General features: G+C 48.1%; 2 protein-coding genes. Both read left to right on the top strand.

Annotation, left to right across the window (positions count from 1 at the left end; translation table 11 throughout):
• Positions 1-113: 113 nt before the first annotated feature.
• Entirely contained in the window at positions 114-1,385 is a 1,272-nt protein-coding gene (eno, locus tag GX016_03370) for a phosphopyruvate hydratase (protein HHT70605.1), read from the top strand.
• 431 nt (positions 1,386-1,816) lie between these two features.
• Complete coding sequence (locus tag GX016_03365) at positions 1,817-2,683, top strand: ISLre2 family transposase (GenBank protein ID HHT70604.1); 867 nt, start codon at positions 1,817-1,819, stop codon at positions 2,681-2,683.
• Positions 2,684-3,418 lie beyond the last annotated feature (735 nt).

Here is a 3,418-nt window from a genome sequence, read left to right as displayed (position 1 = left end):
TGGTACTGTTTTATCCACAGCCGCAGCGAACATTACCTAATGTTCTTGCGATAGATTAGCGAATGTCGAACAACTAAGACATCAATTGTCAAATTAGAGAGGAGTCAATAGTCATGGATTTGAAAATCACTGATGTTGTAGCGAGAGAAATATTAGATTGCCGGGGAAACCCCACAGTTCAGGTTGATGTAATTGTCAACAACAATATCATGGGGCGCGCAGATGTTCCGGCGGGAAGATCCACCGGTGCTAACGAAGCCTACGAGTTGCGTGATGGGGGGAAGAGATTCAAGGGTCTTGGTGTTATCAAAGCAGTGGACAATGTATTAAGCGAGATCAAACCAGCAGTCGTAGGAATGAGAGTTACGGAACAAAGAGCACTGGACCAAGCACTAATAGCTTTGGACGGTACGCCAAACAAAGCCCGGCTTGGCGCAAACGCCATCTTAGGCGTATCTCTGGCGGCAGCGCGAGCCGCAGCGGCAGGCCTTAATATACCCCTTTACAAATATGTTAACCTTAACGCTCATGTGCTTCCTGTTCCGCTCTTAAACTATATCAACGGAGGTAAGCACGCATCCAACGACCTAGAGTTCCAAGAGTTTTGCATTTTCCCAGTTGCAGCAGAAACCTTCAAGCAGGCGCTGGAGATCGGTGCTGCAGTGTATGAAGAGTTGCGCACCATAATAATCAACAAATACGGCAAAATCGCAGCTAACGTCGGTGACGAAGGCGGCTTTGCACCACCGATTGTTAAGGTAAGGGAGGCCTTGGATAACATTGTTCTGGCTGTCAAACGCTCAGGTTTTGAGGACAAAATTGTTTATGGCCTAGACTGTGCCACTACCCATCTTTATGATCCAGAGACCGGCAAGTATCACCTGGAAGGGGAACTATTGAGTACAGACGAGCTCCTTAGTTTCTACAAAGAGCTGCTGAGAACCTATCCTATTGTTACCATGGAAGATCCCTTCAGCGAGGACGATGTAAATGGCTTTGTGAAAGGTACAAAAGAGCTGAGCATTCAGATTGTCGGTGACGACTTTTTCTGTACTAATCCTAATCGTATCAGAGAAAGAGCCATACGTGGTGCCGGCAACGCTCTATTATGGAAGGTGAACCAGATCGGCACCCTAAGCGAGGCCTTAGATGCAGCCGAGATGGCGTACCGCAACAACATGGGCGTAATGGTTTCAGAGCGTTCTGGTGAAACAGAAGATCCAATAATCGCTGATCTATCTGTAGGCATTAACGCCGGCCAGATTAAGACAGGAGCACAGGTGCGTAGCGAGCGTGTGGCTAAGTACAACCGTCTGCTGCAAATAGAGGAAGAACTGGGAAATACAGCCGTATACGCTGGACAAAACTTCAAAATCCCATTCTAAAAGGATAAGTACACAAGAGCAAAATACACGCCACGGTCGGAGGGTGTTGCCTCCGACCGTTTTGAAAAACACCGGGGAGTGTAATATTTAGGTAGGCAAAGCAGCAAATAAGGACTTACGGGGACGAGATGAGAAGGAGGACTCATGAAAAAGGCCCTGGATGTCTTCGACCAAAGACACCCAAAGCGAAAAGAGTTCTAGGTATTTTTAGTATTCTACCTATCATCTCGGCAGTCCTTCTTTCGATTGACAAGCTATTTAGCATTCTCCTTAGCAGTAACAGTCTCGAGACGTCAGAGCGTGAATTACAAAAGGCCGCCCAAGAGTCTCTAGGGTATCTTTTAACGGCAGTCTTAGAGGCTGTAGATATCAGACTCATGAACTAGCGGGATAAGGGTAGACTCCGCGCCGTTGGCAAGAGGCAGCGAGAAATCATAAGCTTAGCCGGGCCCATGATCTTCAAGCGCCGGCTGTATCGAGACCAAACAACTGGCCGGCACGTATTTCTTTTCGACCAACATTTCGACCTGCCCTCGCATGCGCGACTGATGCCCAGCGTAGAAAAGGCATGCCTATTCATAGGAACCGTCGCCATCTTCCGGCAAAGTGCAAACATAATGAGCACCTTCATTCCCACAGTGAGTCATAACACCGTCTGGAAGTGCTGTCAGGAAGCCGGTAAAAAAGATTCTCAGGAGGCCGCAAATGCCCCCTACGAGGTGTTTGAAGACAGGGTGATACCAGAAAAGGAGGCCTCGTGGCAAACAAAAGAGCTCACCATCGAAGCTGACGGACTTTACATGAACCTTCAGGGCAGCACCAAAAGAAAAGGTGAGCTGAAGATGATCGTAGCCTACGAGGGTAAAGAGCAACAGGGTAACCGGCGCGCACTAAGACACCGCCGGGTGGTAGCGGGCTTAAGCGATGGCCAAGATATTTGGGAAGAAGCTAGCGCTTACTTTGCTCACACCTGGGACCTGTCTGCTCTTAACAAAATCAGCATTGGCAGCGATGGAGCCAAATGGGTTAAGACAGGAAAGGATCTCTTTAGCCATGCTACACTGCAGCTGGATTCGTTTCACCTTCGTAGAAATATCACCAGAGCCCTAGGTCCTGATAGCAAATCGCTATCAGGACTAGCCGCAGCTATTGACCAAGGTTCATTGCAAGAAGTCCAGTACATATTGGCATCTGCCGGTAAAAAGGCTAAAGATCCTAAGCGCAAGCGAATCCGTGATAATAAAAGGGGTATATTAATAACAATTGGGCCGACATACAGGCTGCCAACAGCGGCGTAAGCCTAGGCGCTACCGAGGGCCAGAATCGGCACATTATATGTACACGCATGAAGCACCGGGGCTGCCGGTGGAGTGAAAAGGGATCGGACTACATGGTCCGGTTGTTCACCCATCAAGCTGAAGGTACCCTGGAATCTCTGGCCCAACAAGACAGCCATCTCTCAATAGGATCGTAGCCCAGGTCGTCCAACAAAAAGAGCTTGATAAAGCTGCGGTAAGACAATCGGGCGATTGGCTGCAAGCTTCCATGCCGGCTCTTTCCGGGTCGCAGTCTGGGCGGCCATGGATAAAGCATGTCTTACACGGTATTGCCGAAGCGAGTTTGGTTGTTTAATCACTTAACCTTAAATAAATATTTTTTATGGGTGTCTTGCCTACTAAACGTTGACACAGACGAATGTTCGGGGACTTTTGCCAGAGAAGCGTGTGTATGCTAAAATCCCGTCTTTTACAGCAAACCAAGAGAAAAAGAGGCCGCAACCCTTATAACCACAGGGTTTGCGGCCTACACATTTTGTCAGCAACATGTAGGGGACACGCTCATTTTTTGCAGTTGGCCAAAATATTTTTTATATAAGCTTGGCGTAGCCTTTTCCGGGTAAAATCGATACCGAGGGCATTGCCAATAGCATCCGAGATCTCACTTCTATAATCGAACAGATAAAGGTTGTCCTGCTCTAATGAGCAGGCAATTTTATTTAAGCACTGGGTGATCCTTTCGGCCGAATACTTCTT

Source organism: Bacillota bacterium (genome assembly GCA_012837285.1).
Classification (GTDB): Bacteria; Bacillota; DTU030; order DUMP01; family DUMP01; genus DUNI01.
The sequence above is the reverse complement of the archived record's forward strand: the minus strand, read 5'-3'. Positions and strand labels throughout refer to the sequence as shown.